This window comes from Roseibium sp. TrichSKD4 (genome assembly GCF_000148725.1).
Taxonomy (GTDB): domain Bacteria; phylum Pseudomonadota; class Alphaproteobacteria; order Rhizobiales; family Stappiaceae; genus Roseibium.
On the sequence record NZ_GL476307.1, the window covers coordinates 116307 to 132171 of the forward strand.

A 15865-nucleotide genomic window follows, 5' to 3' on the forward strand; every position below is an offset into this window, starting at 1 on the left:
TTGTTTTGCTGCGTTTGTTAATAATTGTTTCGATATTTTTGCGGAAGTTTGGTCACACTTGAAACCATATTCGGCTGATCAGGCAAAGGGCTCATGGGCATGACCAAGGCGTTGAAAGCTCCATTCCGCACTGTTTTCGACCTCTCCGTGAAGATGCGAATTCTCGCGCTTAGTTTCGTGACAATTTTTGGTCTCGTGGCCATTGGCGGCGTGTTCTTCTGGAGCCAAGCGCAGCTCAATGATGCGTTTGCGCGCATGACTGAGAGTTCCGAACTTGCTGATACCGTCTCTGATCTTCTGAAGACGACCACATCCTTGCAACAGATTGAACGCGACTATCTGGTTACACCTTCAGATGCGGCTGTCCAGAGCTTTACTGAACGTCTTAGTCAGGTTCGGCATAATCTTGCACTGGTTGCTTCCCAGAAAGCGGCTGTTGGGCAGGGGCAGAACGTATCTGACCTTGAAGAAAACCTCAGAACTATCGAAGCCACGTTTACCGGACTTGATGAGGTGCAGCGGCAAATTGGCTATACTCCTACCGAAGGATATGGCCTCGAACTTGCCGAGACGGCTGGTGCCGTCAAGCATCGCCTCAAGGAGGAAATGAAATTTGGTGGGGGGCCTGACTTTGAAAAACTGGCGAGAGCCATTCTCGTCGTGCAATTGGCCGAAAAAGAATTCACCTTGAACAGATCATCTGCGGCGATTGAGGTGTTTAACACGCAATATACCGCTTTTGAGAAGCTGCTGAAAAAGGTCTATATCTCCAATCAGATCAAGGATGAACTGGGCCAGAACATGGTCAAGTATAAGGCGGCATTCGACGCCTATACAAAGGGTGTGGCCCGTGTTGGTGGTCTGACAGTGGAACTGGCTGACCTGTTTGAGCTTATGCCTCCCCAAATTTCGGTCCTGAACGGGGCTGCAACACAGTCGCAATCAGAAGCTGCAATCCGCCTCGAGCAGTCCAGAACGATTGCTGCCTATGCTATTGGCGGGGCTATTCTCGGTTTGCTGATCCTGCTTCCGATTGTTGCCATTATGATCGGCCAATCGATTGCACGACCTTTGGGACGGCTTCAAAAAGCCATGCAGCAACTTGCCGCTGGCGACACGGCGATTGAGGTGCCAGTGGTGCAGGGCAAGTCGGAATTGGCGTCGATCAGCCAGACCGTTCAGGTGTTCAAGGAAAACGCGATCGAAAGAGTGCGGCTTGCAGATATGCAAGCAGATGAAAATGAGGCGCGATCTCAGCGTGTGTCGCGGCTTGAGGATTTGATTGGTCATTTTGAAGCAACCGTCTTCAACGCGTTGGACAGTCTTGACCAGTCGAATGATGAACTGCGCGTAACATCCCAATCCATGGAAAAAGCAGCGGACGATGTGGCGTCGCAGTCTTCGGATGCAGAAGATGCCATGAAGGGCGCAGCGGAGAATGTGGCAGCAGCGGCGCGCTCAGCTGAGGATTTGTCTCAGTCCATTTCTCAGATTTCCAGTCAGACCCGCCAGTCCACGGTTGTCGCGCAACAGGCAGCTCAAAGCGCATCGTCCACGGTTCACACCATGCGGGAATTGTCCAATGCAGCAGACCGCATTGGCGAAGTCATGGGGCTTATCCGTGATATCGCCAATCAGACCAACTTGCTGGCACTGAACGCGACAATTGAGGCCGCCCGCGCCGGCGAGGCAGGCAAGGGATTTGCCGTTGTGGCTGCTGAAGTGAAGCAATTGGCAGATCAAACATCAAAGGCGACTGAGGATATTGCGTCCCAGATTGAAGCTATTCAGGTGTCGTCTACTCAAGCTGTCAGCGCAATTGAGGAAGTCAGCAGCATTATCGAGAGCATGGAAAGTCTGGCTGAAGCGGTGGCTGCTGCGGTGGAACAGCAAGATCATGCGGTCCATGCGATTTCCGGAAATGTTGCAACCGCTGCTGGTCGTTCGGATGAAGGCGCGTGCCGGATGGGGACTATCGGGAATGCGGCCAACCTTGCGCGCCAAAATGGGGCGTCGGTCGATACGCTTGCTGGTGACCTGAGTGCGCAAGGGGCTCTCATTCGGGATGAGGTTTCTGCGTTCCTTGACGGTGTTCGAAGCGCCTGATTTTTCATTGAATACAAATTTGAGCCAGATGACGACAATTCGTCATCTGGCACGTTGCTTTTCTTCGTGCTACGCACAGCGAAACGGTGCGAGGAAGGCGAATTGCATGCAGGACAGCGTAGTCATTGTTGGAGCAGGTCAGGCAGGAGCTCAAACGGCGCAGTCTTTGAGACAGGGCGGATATGAAGGCATCATCCGCATGATTGGGAATGAGCCACATCTCCCCTATCAGCGCCCGCCATTGTCCAAGAAATTTCTAGCTGGAGAAGTGGGCCCTGAAGGGCTGTGGCTGCGGCCGCCAGCCTTTTATGAGACGCAGAACATCGATTTCATTCCTGATCTTGATGTGATTGGCATTGATCGTGAAAACAAGCAGGTGAAGCTGTCCAACGAAGATACTTTGGACTATGGCAAGCTTGTTTTGGCGACCGGCACAAAGGCCCGTAAACTTCCTCTTCCTGGGGCTGAACTGGACGGTGTTTTGTCGCTGCGTGGAATTGCAGATGTTGACCAGATCCGCCCGAAACTGATGGACGGCCAAAACCTCGTCATTATCGGGGGCGGCTATATTGGTCTCGAGGTGGCTGCTGTTGCCAAGACCCTAGGGAAAAACGTTTCCATCGTCGAAATGCAGGAACGCCCGCTACAGCGTGTCGTTTCGGCCGAAACATCGGCCTACTTCACCGAGCTACATGAAGGCCACGGTGTAAAGTTTCTTCTTCAGACAGGCATTGACGCACTAGTGGGAGAGACTGCGGTCAGTGGCGTCAAACTCTCATCTGGTGAGGAGATCCCGGCAGATGTTGTGTTGGTTGCTATTGGTGCAGAGCCGAATGACGATCTTGCGGTGGATGTCGGGCTTGATGTCGACAACGGTATTCTTGTTGATGGTGCGGGTATGACCAGCGATGAGAACATCTATGCCACTGGCGACTGCACCCGGTTTTTCTCCAATCGGTATGGTCGATCGGTGCGGATGGAAAGTGTTCAGAACGCAATTGATCAGGCGAAAATTGTGGCGCAATCCCTTTTGGGAGAAGAAGCAGATTACGACCCACTTCCGTGGTTCTGGTCTGACCAATACAATATCAAGCTACAGATCGCAGGTTTGTCGGACGGTTACGACCGGGTCCTCACGGTTGGGTCGCGAGAAGACAACAAGTTCTACGTCGCCTATCTGAAAAATGATCAATTGATTGCTGTCGACAGTATCAATTCACCGCGGTCTCACATGATGGCGCGGCGGGTCATTGGCGAAGTCTGGCGGGATGCCTTGCTACCAGATGCTTGATCCGAATCTCAGGCAAATTAATAACCCCGCCTCCTCGAGGCGGGGATTTTTGTTTTAGTCCTTCTTGGAGCTTGCGTGACCGCCGGATATTTCCTCGGTCTGCTCGTCGCTCAATTCATCTGGCAAGACCAGATTGAGGACAATGGCAAGGAAAGCAGCTGGCAGCAGGCCTGATGACAGCAGAACCTTGGCCGTGCCGGGCAGATGCTGTAGCGCACCTGGCTCCAATTGCAGACCCAGTCCGATGGACAAAGAAACTGCAAAGATCACCATATTGCGACGGCTCCAGTCCACGTCAGACAGCATAGAGACACCGGCCGCAACCACCATGCCGAACATCACGATCACGCCGCCGCCGAGCACCTCAATAGGCACCGTTGACACGATCGCGCCCACTTTCGGAACAAGCCCGGCGATGATCAGGAATATCGCGCCAATGGTAACAACGTGACGGCTCATGACACCGGTCATGGCGATCAGACCGACATTTTGGCTGAAAGATGTGTTTGGAAGCCCGCCAAACAAGCCGGCAATAGCTGTCCCGATACCGTCAGCGTATGTGGCGCCGGAGATTTCTTCCTCGCGTGCTTCGCGCCCAGCACCGCCCTTGGTGATGCCGGATACGTCGCCCACCGTTTCGATGGCTGAGATGAAGCTCATCAGGCAGAAGCCGACAATGGCTGCAACGGAGAACTCCAGCCCGAAATGCAGTGGGTTTGGCAGAGCGAAGGGTGCAGCGCGCCCGACGTTAGCAAAGCTTACCATGCCCATCGCAAATGCAACGATGTATCCGACGAGCAATCCGAGAAGAACTGCAGAGACCGACAGCATTCCGCGTGCGAAAAACTTCAGCCCGAGCGTAACGACGATCACGACGCCAGCGACAAACCAGTTCTGCAAGCTGCCATATTCGGGTTTGCCAATTGCAGGCACACCGCCAGCGGCATATTGAATGCCAACTTTGACGAGGGCGAGACCAATCATGGTGACGACAAGGCCTGTCACAAGCGGCGGCAGCGCAAACCGGATCTTGCCGATGAAAGGTGCCAAGCAGGCATGAAATAGACCGCCAACCAGGACCCCGCCCATCAGCACGGCCATGGCATCAACACCTTTGCCCGCAACCAGCGGGATCATGATTGGAATAAAAGCAAAGCTGGTGCCCTGCACGATTGGTAGTCGGGCTCCAACCGGGCCAAAGCCGATAGTCTGAAATAGCGTGGCGATACCGGCAAACAGCATCGACATCTGGATCATGTAGATCATGTTCGGAAAGTCGGGTGAGTTGGACCCGAATCCGAAACCGGCAGCACCGGCGATGATGATGGCAGGTGTCACGTTGCTGACGAACATGGCCAGTACATGCTGGACCCCTAGCGGGATCGCTTTGGCCAAGGGTGGGGTGTAGTTGGGGTCGCGCAGCTGTTCGGCAGTGCCAAGGCCGCTTTTGTCGAGTGTCATGCCAGCTCCTTTGCGGAAGCAGTGCCCCCCTCTGGACACGTGAACTTCTTAATGGTTATTAACGAACACCATTACGCCAGCATTTTTCCGGTGAGGACAATCACCTAACCACATTTACGGAAATTAAAGTTGCAAGAAACACTTTCTTGCAAACGAAGTAAATTGCCGCGTCATTCAACTGCGGCGTTTTGCAAGATCAGGCGAACAACCGCATCGGCCACTTCAAGATGTGGCATATGGCCCACCTTGTCGAACACATGGGTTGCTATTTCCCCGGGAAGTTTGTGAGCCTGTCGTGTTGGCAAAACGCGGTCCTGAGTGCCCCAGATAACCTTGACTGGTAGTGACAGTGAAGCCAGCTCCTTAACTGGCAGCGTTTTTTGGACAGTTCCATCCAGAAGCTCTTCGACTATGGCTTCCAGTGTGGCGTTGGTCCCGGGTTTGGCGCGGGCCTCTGCCGCTGTCCTGGCAAGGAATTTTGGCAGGCGGAATTCCCAGCCAAAGAATTGTTCCAAAAGAATTTCCATCAACTCTGGCTCAGAGGCGGACGCATATCGGCGCAAGAGCTTGTAATTGATCTCGGGGCCAAACCCTCCGGGCGCCAGAAGTGTCAGGCTGGCAAAGCGCTCTGGCTCTTTCAGGGTGGCGATTGCAGCAGCTGCTCCGCCCATGGAATGACCCACAAGATGCACACGATCCAGGTCCATTGTCTCAAGAGACTGCAGTACTGCCTTCGCAGCAACACCAGCGTTGCCAACTACGGGCCAGTCAAGGGCTTGACCGTGGCCGGGCAGGTCGAACGCAATTGATCTTCGCGTGGTCGAGAGTGCGGTCTGAATATGTGTGTAGGATTGGGAATCTCCGCCAAATCCATGCAACAGGATCACTGGTTTTCCCTCAGGTGCCTTTGTGCAGTTCTGCTCGCGATAGGGAAGGGTCACGCGTGGGTTTGGGCGAAGATCTGTCATGAAGGTCCTGATTGATGGGAAATATCGGATATAGACATATTTTTGAAAGTAAGCCGCTGCAACAGCTTAGTGCGGTTTTCTTGAATTCACAGCGTTTGAGCGGTGTTTCGTCTGTTCAAAGCCATTGGAATTCGGCTATTCAACCAACTGACTGCAGATGTGATTCTGCCTAAATTTGTTTTTGTTTTCCTCGACTAAGGGTGCTCGAATGGTCCGTTCGCTTACATGGCTACTTGCCTTGCTTGTCGGTTTGGGGCTTGCGGGCCCAACGGTGGCGCAATCATTCTTCGATCCTGCAACGAAGAAGTGGGTTTCCTATAAACTCACGCCGGAAGCTGCGAGCAAGATTGCACGCAAGAAATTCAAACGTAAATCCGTTTCCTATCGTACCGATGAAGCGCCGGGGACATTGATTGTCGATACGCGCAAGCGCTGGCTCTATCATGTGCAGGAAAACGGCAAGGCCGTTCGCTACGGGATCGGTGTTGGTAAAGAAGGGTTTACCTGGAAGGGGACGTAAAAGATCACGGCCAAGCGCAAGTGGCCGGGCTGGACACCTCCACCAGAGATGATTGCACGGGAGCGGAAAAAGGGACGCAAGCTTCCTGCTTATATGCCGGGCGGGCCGAAAAATCCTCTTGGGGCACGGGCACTCTATCTGGGCAATACGATTTACCGAATCCACGGGACCAATGAAGATTGGTCCATCGGGCAGGCTGTTTCTTCGTAAGCGCGGTTTTTGAGCTTTTCGTGGACTTTATCCCGTTTGGGCTGCGACAAGACACAGCTGTGGAGCCGCATTTGCGTTGTTTTCTTTGTTTGGAGCGTCATGCAGGCCTCGGCGGGGGCTTGAGGGCGCGGATTGCGGCGAGGATTCGTCCGAAGACGTAGCCTGATACAGCCACCTCTGCCAGTTGGAACGTGATTTTGCGCGCATGGCGTACGACCTTTGCCCCGATTTTGATGAGGCGGCTCTGGATACTTGTCAGCGACCAGTCGGCGACCTCTTCCGGGAGGTCTACACCTTGCAGGACAGACCACTACACCTATACGCAAACTTGAAGCCAAGGCCGAAGGAAAACCGCCAAGCCGTGCCAACAAGGTACAGGTTGGGGCGTTTGTTTCGGATGAAACCCGCCGTAAGCTTAAAATGCTGGCGATTGAACAAGGCCGCTCGGTCAATGATATGATTGAAGAATCTTTTCAAATGCTCTTTGATAAATACACAACATGATGACATGTCATCATGATGACATTACAACAATCTGGCATGTTGAGAGCCGTTGCGCGCCGCATATTTTTTTACGAAATTGACAAACGAGCCTTCGGGCTTATCCGGGTTTAAAATTCTAAGCGGTGATGGAGAGGTGTTCATAAGCCCGCGCGTCGCTCTGGCAGAGGCTCAGATCGTTGGGGTGCAGGGGGCAATCTTCATTTAAACAATATATAAACTTACTATGCGTAAGTTTTACTCCAAAGCGGAGAACTTACGCAAATGTATACAGGGATAAAAAATCGCATTCAGGCACTAAAGGGCAATATTAAGGGTAGCATTGCTATCCCCTTTGCACTTCTAGCCACACTGATCCTTGCGGCCATCTCCGTTGGGATTGACATGTCATTTGCGTATAACAAGCGCGACCAGAGCCAACTTGTGGCTGATGAAGTCTCGCTCTTCGCAGTTACTACATTTCGGAAATATGTTGCTGATGGAATGTCAAAAAATCAGGCGAGAAAACGCGCCGAAACCGACGCACGCAAATTTCTGACCGCGCGAACCAAGTCCCTTGATGGAACGACAGAAAAATTCAGTATCAAAATAAACATTGTCGACCGGGAAGCAAAAGTCGTAAAAGCCAATGTAAACATTAGCGGCAAACACGAATCCTACATGACCCATGCCATGGGCTTCGACAACATAGATTATACTGCAGATTCAGAATCGACAATTTCCTTCGGTCAGGGCAAATACGAGTTTATCTTTTTGGTTGATGTCTCACCGTCAATGGGAATTGGTGCAAGTAATCGTGATCGTCAAATCATGCAACGAGCCATTGGTTGCCAATTCGCTTGCCATGAACCTTGGTACAGCAGTGTAAGCCGCGCAAAAAGCGCAGGAGCCCGTCTCAGGATTGACGTTGTCAAAGACGCTCTAAAGTCCCTCGTGACTCAACTAGAAGAAGCCACTGAAGTCGACTTGAGAACCGGTCTTTACAGCTTTTCAAATTATCTGCACATTCAAACAGGCCTGAACAAAGGCATCTCAAAATTCAAACGTGAGGCCAACAAAATCGCCATCCACCGGGAGTACCTCCGTGGCGGCGGGACAAACTTCCATGGGGTTTTCAGTGATTTCAATGGGGTGTTGCGCTCATTAAAGCCAAAAGCAGATGTTAAGCAGCACATCATTATAATCTCGGACGGTGTGAACCATCTAAACTTGAGAAGTGGTACGAATCGGCACCTTTGGAACCAGACACCTAATTGGCGCCCCTACAACTACAGCTTTAACCCGAGATGGTGTGATGAGTTCAAAAAGGGAGAGGTTAGAACAGTGCACACAATGTTGGTTGAACCAGACAGAGCCCATTATGTTAGGGCTTCGACCTCTTCAATGAGAGCTTGTGCAACAAGCGCAGACTTTTTCTACAGTGCGAACTCAGCCGCAGAAATCGACAAAGCTTCAAAGACTGTTGAAGCCTATTAAAGTCTGTGTATGTATCAAGCTGAATTCAACAATTACAGATCCAACAAAAATGGCGGCTTCCATGCCGCCATTATTTTGCCTGTCATCCAAGCAGAACACTTATTAAAACTCGACTTCAAAATGTTTGACAACGCTCCCTTTGCTAGCCTCCTACAGTCGTCATTCAGTCCATTCGAGTACCGAGGAAGAAGGTATTTTATTTGCCTGAAATCACCTTGAACTTACCCGGTTCGCTGTTGATTTCGATAGCAGGTTTCGGACGTCCTACGAAGTATCCTTGCTGGTAATCGCACCCAAGATGACTCGCAATTCGATGTTGCGCGGCTGTTTCAATCCCTTCCGCGACAACTGCAAGATCCAGATTAATGAGTTCGCGCTGAAAAACCCCTTAACTGATTGAAGAGTATGGATACCCATTGGGTTTTGGATGTGTGAATATGCCGGTTAGTTGATCCGAAGCACGCATTTTCTGGCATATTCTCATGAGACCTTCAAAACGCAACAAACGGTGTGGCGATCTGTTCAAGGAACGCCTGGCCGCAATCATCGATATGAACCATTCGTTGGTGCGGCTGTCTGGTCTGATGCCTTGGGATGAATTTGATGCGGAGTTCGGCAGGCATTATCGCCCCTTGGGACGACCGGCCAAACCAACGCGTCTGATGGCCGGGCTGCACTTTCTCAAGCACATGTACGATCTTTCCGATGAAGAGACGGTTGAGCGTTGGGTTGAAAACCCCTACTGGCAGTCTTTCTGCGGTTTTGAGTTTTTCCAGCACCAATTCCCCATTGATCCCTCAACCATGACCCGCTGGCGCAAACGGATTGGTCCTGAGGGAATGGAAAAGCTTCTTTCTGCTACGGTAGGTGTTGCGATTGAGAGCGGGACGATCAAGAAGAGCAGCCTTGAGCGGGTCTTGGTTGATACGACCGTTCAACCCAAAGCCATTGCCCATCCCACCGATAGCCGTCTTTATCACAAGGCCTTGCAGCTTCTGGTGCGCCAGGCCAAGAGGGCCGGCATCATCTTGCGTCGCAGCCATACCAGAGTTGCCAAAAAGGCGGCCTTGATGGCGGGCCGTTATGCCCATGCCAAACAGTTCAAGCGGATGCGCCGGGAACTCAAAAAGCTGAAGACCTATCTGGGCCGGGTCTATCGCGACATCTCCCGCAAGATCGCAGGCAACGAAGGTCTTGAGCACCGGTTCTCCCGTCTGCTGGGACTGGTGGAGCGGCTTCTGGCCCAGACCCCCAAGGACAAAAACAAGATTTATTCCATGCATGCGCCGGAAGTGGCCTGTATTGCCAAGGGCAAGGCGCGAACACCTTACGAGTTCGGGGCCAAGGTTGGCATTGCCACGACCAATCGGGAAGGATTGGTTCTTGCGGCGAGGGCTTTTGAGGGCAATCCCTATGATGGGCACACCTTGAATGACACCATCAGTCAGGCTGAGAAAGTCTGCGGCACCAAAGCTGAGCGTGTCTATGTGGACCGTGGCTATCGGGGGCATGATTATGAGGGCGACGCCAAGGTCATGATCTCCGGCCAGAAGCGCGGGCTGACGGCACAGATGAAGCGTGAGCTGAAACGACGATCAGCGATCGAGGCCACCATCGGCCACATGAAAACAGATGGACGACTTGACCGGAACTTCCTCAATGGCAAAAATGGCGATGCCATCAACGCCCTGCTGGCCGCAGCCGGTCATAACCTGCGTCTGATCCTCAATGCACTGATCATTTTGCTGCTCTGGATCACAAACCCCATCCCCAAACCGGTCAAATCGAATATTTGCGTATTGCTTCGGCCACGCGCAACATCAATGGCTTAGACGTTGTTCAGGGCGGACTAATGATACGCCGGAAATACGAGAAACGTTTGAAAGCCAGCCAATGCTGCCGGTTAACGTGACTTATTCTATTTCAGAGAGTGCGCCACGCTTTAAGCGTGGCAGTTGCCCTATCGAGTTTGTGTGCGCTGTATTTGTTTGTCTGGTGGTCAGCGTACCAGTTGTTGTGAAAATGGCAGTGTTTAGCTACATTGAATTACGGAAAAATAGTGACCGTCCGGCGAAGGCGCTCTGGCGCGACACCGATGCGGCCTGTTACGCTGCCTGAGCAGCGTAACGCCAGGGCAGAAGTTCGTCGAGGCGTGTGATTTTGTGGTCGGCGACTTGACCGAGGACCCAGGTCAGCCAGGCCTGAGGGTCAACACCGTTGAGCTTGGCCGTTTCGATCAGGGTATAAGCGATAGCCATGGCTTTGCCGCCGCCTTGGGAGCCTGAGAACATCCAATTTTTGCGTCCGATGGCGACGGGTTTAACGGCGCGCTCGGCGGTGTTGTTATCCAATTCCAGATGGCCGAGCTCAAGGTATGGGCGTGCTTTCGGCATTCGGCCCAAGGCATAGCGGATGGCCTGCGCGAGTGGTGACTTTCCCGAGATTTTGGGCAATTGCGTCTGCAACCATTCTTCCAAGGCGTCAAAGATCGGTTTTGCCCTAGCCTGCCGGATGGTAGCGCGGTCTTCGGGGGGCATGCCCCTGATCTCTTTCTCGATAGCGTAAAGCTCAGCAATCCGGCGGATGACTTCTTCGGCAATGGCGCTGCCCTGCGAGGAGAAGACATCCACGAACTTGCGTCGTACATGCGCCATGCAGGCCATCTCATCGGCTTTGTCGTCACCGAACACACCGTTGAACCCGGAATATCCATCCGCATGGACCCAGCCCTTGTATCCCGACAAATGAGCAACGGGATGCTCTCCTTTGCGATCCACCGTGAACTGATACCATGCACAGGGTGGCGATTGGCCAGACCAGGCACGCTCATCCCGCACATAGGTCCAGACCCGCGCCGTTTTGGTCTTCTTGTTGCCGGGGGCCAGCATTTTGATGGGCGTATCGTCGGCAAAAAGCGCAGGTCCTTGCCGCACCATCCGTCCGATGGCATCGGCAAGAGGTTCCAGCAGGGCCGTCGAGCGACCAACCCAGTCGGCCATGGTCGAGCGGTCCAGATCGACGCCTTCACGGGCAAAGATCTGGCTCAGGCGATAGAGGGGTAAATGATCGGCATATTTGCTTACCAGAACATGGGCCAACAATCCCGGTCCGGGCCGCCCACGCTCAATGGGGCGCGATGGCAGCGGCGCTTGCACAATCGCCTCGCACCATGAACAGGCTTTGCGGGGCCGGATGATCCGCTTCACCTTGAAGCGTCCCGGCACGTATTCCAACTCTTCGGTGACATCCTCACCCAGGGTGCGCAAGTTGCCACCACAACGACCACATTCATCACCGGGAGAGAGCTCCTCGTCTTCCCGATCCAGATGATCCGGCAAGGGCTTGCGGCTGTGTTTGCGCTTCGGCTTTGGATCAACTCCCTCCTGCGACGGGGCGGGCTGTTTTGCCTGGTCTTCAGCGGCCTCAACAATCTCGGCGTCCTCGAGCAGATCGAGATTGAGCTGATCCAGACCCTCAGACTTGGAGCCGAACCGATGCCGATTGGCCCCGTGCAACTGGTGTTGAAGCTGCTCGACCTTGAGGCTCAGAGCCTTGACCTCGTCGGCCAGAAGGCGGTTCACCGCCCTCAATTCGGCGGGGTCCTCCGGGGTGATATCAAGGTCCTTCAGCATCTTCGATCTTATATCAGATCAAGGGCGTAAGTTGAATCCCGAGAGGCGCGCAAACGCCAATATATTGGCCTATCCGACGCTCAGGGGCCGCCATGTTTTTTGCGGCATCCGCCAGTCTATGCCTTCAAGCAACATCGACAATTGCGCGGGCGTCACGCTGACCTTACCGTCCTTCGCAGCAGGCCAAACAAACCGGCCCTTCTCAAGGCGCTTGCTGAACAGGCATGCGCCCTGTCGATCCCACCAGATGATCTTCAGCAGATCACCGCGCCGTCCCCGGAACACAAACAGATGTCCAGAATAGGGATCAAGCTCCAGAACCTTCTCCGCCTGAGCCGCCAAAGTGTTGAACCCGCGCCGCATGTCCGTCACCCCGGCAGCCAGCCAAACCCGCGCGTTGGACGGCACGGGGATCACGGCATTAGACCTTCAACCAAAGCCAGCACCGTCGGCAGCGCCGTCGTCCCTTCCACCAATACCCGCCGCCCGTCCGACAGCGTGATATCAACCCGCTGAGCCGACAACGGCATATCCGAGGCAAGCGCCGCGATCTGGTGGCCTGGTGCGGCCTGCGGGCCCTCTATCTCCACTGGTAGAAACGCCGCTCCATCAAGGACGCAATCGCTGTCTTCTGGCGCAAACCGCTCATCACGCAGCCAGTTGTGGATCAGGTTCGCATTCATCGCAGAGCGGCGCGCAACCTGCGCAACCGAAACCCCCGGCACTCTGGCCTGCAAACAGATCGACCGCTTCTCGTCATCCGACCAAAACCGCTTCTTGCTGCCCTTCTTCGTACCCAAAATGTGCCTCACAATGTCCATTAACGAAAATGGACATTATCACCCCACTGCGCTCCCCGTCAGAGCGGGAATACCGAACGCTCACGTTTCTTCCGGCTGCATCCGCATGCTGAACGAAGATGTCGAGCACCTTTACAGCCAAGTGAAGGTGGGAACCAAAGTCAAGGTTCGCTGACTGTGAAAAGTGGCTGTTCAGTTGAGAAGCCGGACAGCCCGTAATTTCCGACCAATGACGCTCTGCTGCCGACAATGTCGGCGATATCTCTCGTGATGAGAATGTCGGTCGCGGTGGTTTTTTGTGAGCGCTTCCATCCGCGCGGCAGCGTGAACGGTTTGCCCAATAACTGAAAAGGTGAGACTGTCCGGGACGCCGATATTTCCAAACATTACTTCGCCAACCGATAAAGCCATTCCGGCACAAAGTTGGGTTTGGTGCTTCCCGCTGTGGTTCACTTCGGCCAGGTTTCGCCGAACATCATCCGTGGCTTCAATGGCCTTGCGCGCAGCATCCTCTAGCCCGGTGTTGTGTATCGGAAAAACGGCAAGAACAGCATCACCGATGAAATCGAGGATTTCCCCTCCGTGCTTCAATATGGCACCGGCGGTCGCTGTAAAGTAGGTGTTTAGCCAGCTAATATAGTCTCTTGGTCCAAGGCTTTCTGCGATTGCTGTTGAGTTGCGCATATCGCAATAAAAAATGACAGCCTTGATCGTCTCGCCGTCGCCGTGCCGAATTTGGCCGGTCAGAACTTTTCGGCTCGCGATATGCCCCAGATAGGTGTCGGCAATGGTTTGCGTGATTTCGGCCTGCAATGTGGCGCGCGCCGCAAGAGCGAACCTTTTTTGAAGGTAACTGATCGCGTGGAGGGCATCGTCAGAAAAACCACTTTCAGATCGGGTGGACCAACTGACCAGAATCCCGGTTCTACCTTGCATTTCCTGTAAAGCCGGGAGCTCGAACGGGGTCGAAATCACAATGTAGTCGGAATAACCTTCAGACGCGAGGCTTCGTAGCAATGGGAAATCAAGCGTTTGATTTGTTTCCTGCAGTTTCCGCCGCAGCATGCCTTCATTGTTATAGAGAACGGCGCGCATCGGGCTTTGCAGCCATTCTTCTTCGTCCTCCTCGTGGTGGCCATAGCGATGATGCTCTGCACCCTTTTGTGCGCTCCAATACACCATCTCGGCTTCAACAAGCGGATGCAATGTGGTCCAGCCGACGGTTGCACGGTCGACCGGCACATGACATTGCCTCAATCTCTGACACATCTCATCGAAAATTGCCGGAAGGCTGACAGTTGAAAGCGCTTGCCCAATCAGCCATTCCTCAATGCCATCGATTTCCTGCATGTCGATCATGAGGATGGGGTCCTTTGCAAAGTCAGCTGAAACGGCGGAATGTCAATTTTCTACTGCAACCTGATATGGTGGGATGACCGCCCAGTTTACAACAGCCGGCTGCATCTTTTTCGCATAGGCGTAGGACCGTTCAAATGAGCCTTGGCGTCTCAAATCGGGATAGCGCTGAGCAATGGGCGGTGGCGGTGTTTTTGAGTCTCCGCGCCAAACGACAAGTACTCCAGCCTCGTTGATATCTTCCGTTTTGATCCATGGGGACAGAGTAAGATCGTGATCAAGAAACATGGACGGTCGATCATCAGAAAAGAGCGTTACATGGGCCGCAGTCCACATGTCACCAGCCACAAAGCGCAAGGGTGTCTTGGTTTGATCACGCCAGATATTGGTTAGTTGGTCGGCGGTTTCCTGCCCTGGATAATGGATTCGGGATTGCTTGGTTTTCCAAAGAGGCTCCAGCACTGCCTGCCCTGCGATCACGCCCAGAAAGATACCCTGAATAATGATTGCGCCAGCCAATGCGGGTTTGAACGTTTGAAAACCATGTTCTGGCACCAAATAACGTGCTGCCACGATGCCAGAGAGAACAAACATCGGTGTGCCCCACATGTGTTTGAATTCGTTACCGGTAACACCGGATAGAAGCAGGACAACGGCAAGGGGGACGAATGCAAACCAGAGAAGATATCGGTCATTCTCGTTGATCTTGCTTGGCAGGCGTGCGCTTTTGAGGGCCTTGAGGCCCGCAAGTCCCAAACCGAGGGCTGAGATGATGAACAAGCCAGCATGGTTGGCGATTTGAGCCAGGAAGAAGTTCACCGGATTGTAGAAATGGTCAAACAGGCCTTCAGCCCCGCGACTTCTGCTCGCCGCATATTCCAATGGAATGAAATCTGTCTCCACCAACCAGATGACATGGGGCGCAAAGAGCAGAAGGCAGGCGATTGCGGCCACCCACGGACCTGGTGTTGTGAGGCATTTCCGAACACTTGAAAATGTGAGCGCATACAGTCCGATGGTGCCGATCAAAAGTGCGACGAAATATTTTGTATAAAGCCCGAATGCTGCGACAGCACCCAACAATATCCAGTCGGCTAGTTTTCCGCTTTCTAGCCCCCGGTGGAAGAATAGGATCAAACCTGCCCAAACGGGGATCTGCAGAATGTTGGGATTAAATTCGGGAAGTGGCAGAGTGAAATAGAACGTCACACTGGTTAGAACAATCGCCCAAAACGATTGCCAATCGCTAAGGCTAATCCGCCTCGCCAAAAGCCAGATACAGGCGTATCCGATAGCAACGCTGAGTGCGCTAAGCCAATAAGCGCCAAAAGCATGGCCCAATGTCAGGTGATAGCTGAGTTCCAGCAACCAGGCTTGCATGGGTGGGTGCTTGGTATAGCCAAGTGCCAGCTCCCGCCCCCAGGCGAAACCTTCAACAACATCCAGCGGCGGATTGGGGAAAAGAAGCGAAGGAATAATTGCCCATAAAAGCAAGGTAAGAGAGCAATACCAGAAAGCTGTCCGGGATGCCGACATCATGCGTC

15 protein-coding genes and 2 pseudogenes are annotated in these 15865 nt (G+C 53.3%); 7 read left to right on the plus strand and 10 right to left on the minus strand.

Going from position 1 to position 15865, the window contains the following annotated elements; all coding sequences use genetic code 11:
- Positions 1-99: 99 nt before the first annotated feature.
- Together TRICHSKD4_RS05445 and TRICHSKD4_RS05450 are read left to right on the plus strand one after the other, a co-directional pair.
- Positions 100-2106 carry a methyl-accepting chemotaxis protein gene (locus tag TRICHSKD4_RS05445; protein WP_139051977.1) on the plus strand — a complete coding sequence of 669 codons (2007 nt, stop codon included), beginning with the start codon at positions 100-102 and terminating at the stop codon, positions 2104-2106.
- 106 nt (positions 2107-2212) lie between these two features.
- The gene (locus tag TRICHSKD4_RS05450; protein ID WP_009466461.1) at positions 2213-3397 is read left to right on the plus strand and encodes an NAD(P)/FAD-dependent oxidoreductase; all 1185 of its coding nucleotides are present in this window, start codon (positions 2213-2215) and stop codon (positions 3395-3397) included.
- 54 nt (positions 3398-3451) lie between these two features.
- Here the strand turns inward: TRICHSKD4_RS05450 and TRICHSKD4_RS05455 are convergent, their stop codons facing one another.
- Positions 3452-4858 carry a uracil-xanthine permease family protein gene (locus TRICHSKD4_RS05455; protein ID WP_009466462.1) on the minus strand — a complete coding sequence of 469 codons (1407 nt, stop codon included), beginning with the start codon at positions 4856-4858 and terminating at the stop codon, positions 3452-3454.
- A gap of 170 nt (positions 4859-5028) precedes the next feature.
- On the minus strand, positions 5029-5826 hold the full coding sequence (locus TRICHSKD4_RS05460; RefSeq protein ID WP_009466463.1) for an alpha/beta fold hydrolase: 798 nt from the start codon (positions 5824-5826) through the stop codon (positions 5029-5031).
- 208 nt (positions 5827-6034) lie between these two features.
- Between TRICHSKD4_RS05460 and TRICHSKD4_RS32215 the strand changes: the two genes are divergently transcribed.
- Positions 6035-6346 (plus strand): hypothetical protein, encoded by a 312-nt coding sequence (locus TRICHSKD4_RS32215; RefSeq protein ID WP_009466464.1) that lies wholly within the window; start codon positions 6035-6037, stop codon positions 6344-6346.
- Between the two features lie 206 nt (positions 6347-6552).
- Here the strand turns inward: TRICHSKD4_RS32215 and TRICHSKD4_RS31590 are convergent.
- Together TRICHSKD4_RS31590 and TRICHSKD4_RS29030 are read right to left on the minus strand one after the other, a co-directional pair.
- Positions 6553-6657: pseudogene (locus TRICHSKD4_RS31590) on the minus strand (phage tail protein); the annotation flags it as partial.
- Positions 6654-6857: pseudogene (locus tag TRICHSKD4_RS29030) on the minus strand (transposase); the annotation flags it as partial. The pseudogenes TRICHSKD4_RS31590 and TRICHSKD4_RS29030, both read right to left, overlap by 4 nt.
- On the opposite strand from TRICHSKD4_RS29030, the gene TRICHSKD4_RS05470 reads away from it, so the two are divergent.
- On the plus strand, positions 6809-7060 hold the full coding sequence (locus TRICHSKD4_RS05470; RefSeq protein ID WP_009466467.1) for a ribbon-helix-helix domain-containing protein: 252 nt from the start codon (positions 6809-6811) through the stop codon (positions 7058-7060). The pseudogene TRICHSKD4_RS29030 and the gene TRICHSKD4_RS05470 sit on opposite strands and share 49 nt — an antisense overlap.
- 261 nt (positions 7061-7321) lie before the next feature.
- Entirely contained in the window at positions 7322-8533 is a 1212-nt protein-coding gene (locus TRICHSKD4_RS05475) for a vWA domain-containing protein (protein WP_009466468.1), read from the plus strand.
- A gap of 196 nt (positions 8534-8729) precedes the next feature.
- Here TRICHSKD4_RS05475 and TRICHSKD4_RS32220 read toward each other — a convergent pair whose 3' ends face one another.
- On the minus strand, positions 8730-8900 hold the full coding sequence (locus tag TRICHSKD4_RS32220; RefSeq protein WP_083782738.1) for an EAL domain-containing protein: 171 nt from the start codon (positions 8898-8900) through the stop codon (positions 8730-8732).
- Positions 8901-9015: 115 nt separating this feature from the next.
- On the opposite strand from TRICHSKD4_RS32220, the gene TRICHSKD4_RS05480 reads away from it, so the two are divergent.
- A complete protein-coding gene (locus TRICHSKD4_RS05480) occupies positions 9016-10365 on the plus strand; it encodes an IS5 family transposase (RefSeq protein WP_009465529.1) in 1350 nt (449 codons plus the stop codon).
- Positions 10366-10638: 273 nt separating this feature from the next.
- Here TRICHSKD4_RS05480 and TRICHSKD4_RS05485 read toward each other — a convergent pair whose 3' ends face one another.
- The 3 genes from TRICHSKD4_RS05485 to TRICHSKD4_RS05495 form a co-directional block, all read right to left on the minus strand.
- Complete coding sequence (locus TRICHSKD4_RS05485) at positions 10639-12165, minus strand: IS66 family transposase (protein ID WP_009465942.1); 1527 nt, start codon at positions 12163-12165, stop codon at positions 10639-10641.
- Positions 12166-12234: 69 nt separating this feature from the next.
- Positions 12235-12582, minus strand: a complete 348-nt coding sequence (gene tnpB, locus TRICHSKD4_RS05490) for an IS66 family insertion sequence element accessory protein TnpB (protein ID WP_009465831.1) — start codon at positions 12580-12582, stop codon at positions 12235-12237.
- Positions 12579-12965: a transposase gene (locus TRICHSKD4_RS05495; protein WP_009465943.1), complete on the minus strand. Its 387-nt coding sequence runs from the start codon at positions 12963-12965 to the stop codon at positions 12579-12581. Before TRICHSKD4_RS05495 ends, tnpB begins: the two co-directional genes overlap by 4 nt.
- A 13-nt stretch (positions 12966-12978) precedes the next feature.
- Between TRICHSKD4_RS05495 and TRICHSKD4_RS31995 the strand changes: the two genes are divergently transcribed.
- Positions 12979-13140, plus strand: coding sequence for a L,D-transpeptidase (locus tag TRICHSKD4_RS31995; protein ID WP_256377387.1), 162 nt, complete (start codon positions 12979-12981; stop codon positions 13138-13140).
- A gap of 17 nt (positions 13141-13157) precedes the next feature.
- On the opposite strand, the gene TRICHSKD4_RS05500 is transcribed toward TRICHSKD4_RS31995, so the two are convergent.
- Both TRICHSKD4_RS05500 and TRICHSKD4_RS05505 read right to left on the minus strand, forming a co-directional pair.
- Positions 13158-14324 carry an adenylate/guanylate cyclase domain-containing protein gene (locus tag TRICHSKD4_RS05500; RefSeq protein ID WP_009466470.1) on the minus strand — a complete coding sequence of 389 codons (1167 nt, stop codon included), beginning with the start codon at positions 14322-14324 and terminating at the stop codon, positions 13158-13160.
- 42 nt (positions 14325-14366) lie between these two features.
- Positions 14367-15860, minus strand: a complete 1494-nt coding sequence (locus TRICHSKD4_RS05505) for a glycosyltransferase family 39 protein (protein WP_009466471.1) — start codon at positions 15858-15860, stop codon at positions 14367-14369.
- Positions 15861-15865 lie beyond the last annotated feature (5 nt).

What these genes read in the sequence shown, in the direction of transcription:
- TRICHSKD4_RS05445 (WP_139051977.1), top strand. Translation starts at nt 100, where the DNA reads ATGACCAAGGCGTTGAAAGCTCCATTCCGCACTGTTTTCGACCTCTCC.
- TRICHSKD4_RS05450 (WP_009466461.1), top strand. Translation starts at nt 2,213, where the DNA reads ATGCAGGACAGCGTAGTCATTGTTGGAGCAGGTCAGGCAGGAGCTCAA.
- TRICHSKD4_RS05455 (WP_009466462.1), bottom strand. Translation starts at nt 4,858, where the DNA reads ATGACACTCGACAAAAGCGGCCTTGGCACTGCCGAACAGCTGCGCGAC.
- TRICHSKD4_RS05460 (WP_009466463.1), bottom strand. Translation starts at nt 5,826, where the DNA reads ATGACAGATCTTCGCCCAAACCCACGCGTGACCCTTCCCTATCGCGAG.
- TRICHSKD4_RS32215 (WP_009466464.1), top strand. Translation starts at nt 6,035, where the DNA reads ATGGTCCGTTCGCTTACATGGCTACTTGCCTTGCTTGTCGGTTTGGGG.
- TRICHSKD4_RS05475 (WP_009466468.1), top strand. Translation starts at nt 7,322, where the DNA reads ATGTATACAGGGATAAAAAATCGCATTCAGGCACTAAAGGGCAATATT.
- TRICHSKD4_RS05480 (WP_009465529.1), top strand. Translation starts at nt 9,016, where the DNA reads ATGAGACCTTCAAAACGCAACAAACGGTGTGGCGATCTGTTCAAGGAA.
- TRICHSKD4_RS05485 (WP_009465942.1), bottom strand. Translation starts at nt 12,165, where the DNA reads ATGCTGAAGGACCTTGATATCACCCCGGAGGACCCCGCCGAATTGAGG.
- TRICHSKD4_RS31995 (WP_256377387.1), top strand. Translation starts at nt 12,979, where the DNA reads ATGTCCATTAACGAAAATGGACATTATCACCCCACTGCGCTCCCCGTC.
- TRICHSKD4_RS05500 (WP_009466470.1), bottom strand. Translation starts at nt 14,324, where the DNA reads ATGATCGACATGCAGGAAATCGATGGCATTGAGGAATGGCTGATTGGG.
- TRICHSKD4_RS05505 (WP_009466471.1), bottom strand. Translation starts at nt 15,860, where the DNA reads ATGATGTCGGCATCCCGGACAGCTTTCTGGTATTGCTCTCTTACCTTG.